At 37.7% G+C, this 1,497-nt stretch carries 1 protein-coding gene; it reads left to right on the top strand.

Features of this window, described 5'->3' with window-relative positions; all coding sequences use genetic code 11:
* Window positions 1-139 precede the first annotated feature (139 nt).
* Complete coding sequence (locus tag EP1_RS13140; protein WP_067628295.1) at window positions 140-1,447, top strand: ISL3 family transposase; 1,308 nt, start codon at window positions 140-142, stop codon at window positions 1,445-1,447.
* The last annotated feature ends 50 nt before the right edge of the window (window positions 1,448-1,497 follow it).

Raw genomic sequence — 1,497 nt, forward strand, 5'->3', positions numbered from 1 at the left:
GGTTCTATAATATTTTGTGTTGGTGGAAAATCGAAGTCGATTTTCTACCAACACTTTTTTCTTATCTTCAAATCAAAAAGAGACTCACATTTGGTAAAATTTAGTCGACTAAAACCTACCCTACCAAAGGAGTCTCTCAATGGATAATAATACTAGAAAATTACTTGGTTTAACAGATAAAAATTTGTTCTTCGATGATGATTGGTTGAAAGAAAGGAAATACAAGGGCGTGCATGCTCAAATCATCAAAGGAAATTTGACGAATCGCTTTTCTCATTGCCCACAATGCGGCTCTGTGCGCATCATTCGTAATGGCTCTTATATAACGAACTCACAGATGTTGAAGTTCAAAGAAAGACTGACTATTTTAGAATTGAAACGTAGCCGTTATCTTTGCCATGATTGCGGATCAACGTTTTCTGCGAAAACGGACTTAGTGGATGAGCATCATCAACTGACAAAGGAACTCAAACAGGCAATATTATTAGAATTATTCGAAAACCAATCACGAAAATTGATCGCAAAGAAGTACTTTGTTTCCGATATTACTGTTGCTCGAATTTTAAGAGAGGCGACAAAGGACTATCAGCCGAATCAAAAATACCTGCCGACCGTTTTATGTATGGATGAATTTAAATCAATGAAATCCGTTTCTGGAGCTATGAGCTTTATTTGTGTTGACGGGACAACGAATCGCTTGTTCACCATTCTGGAAGATCGCCGATTAGTTAAACTGACACAATACTTCATGCGTTTTCCAAGAAAGGCGCGCTTGAAAGTAAACTATCTTGTGATGGACATGAACGCCAGCTATAATCAGCTTCTAAAAACCGTGTTTCCAAATGCAGAGATCGTCACCGATCGCTTTCATATCGTGCAGCACATCAATCGCAGCTTTAATCAATTACGGATACAGGTTATGAATCGCTTCCGCACTTCTACTTCCGAAAATCAAAGGAAATACCGCCGTCTTAAACGATATTGGAAATTATTATTAAAAGACTCCGACAAGCTTGAGCCATTCAAACGGCAGTATCACCGACTGTTCAAAAAAGAGCTTAGTCAGACGGAAATAATCGATGAACTGTTGAGTGATAACGAAGAATTACGAACCGCCTATAATTTTGTCCAACTTTTACGTTATCACTTCTCAAAAAGAGATAACGAAGGCTTTCAAGAAACCTTGAAAGCAATGAATCCGTGTTTGCCTCAATCGTTTAAAAAGAAATTCAAGATTTTCAAAAAATATCACGCAGGTATTGCGAATGCATTTAAGGTGAAGTTGTCTAACGGTGTAACCGAAGGACTAAACAATAAAATCAAGTTGATCAAACGGATCGCATTTGGATATCGAAATTTCTATAATTTTCGCGCACGAATCTATTTACAACAAGGGTTGATCTTTGAAAACAAAAAATATGCGGCGCTAAAATCGCGCCGCACATAGACTATATTTTATTCAGATTGGTCTCCACCAACACGATTTGACGAAGAGCC

This window comes from Enterococcus pseudoavium NBRC 100491 (assembly GCF_001544295.1).
Lineage (GTDB): Bacteria > Bacillota > Bacilli > Lactobacillales > Enterococcaceae > Enterococcus_A > Enterococcus_A pseudoavium.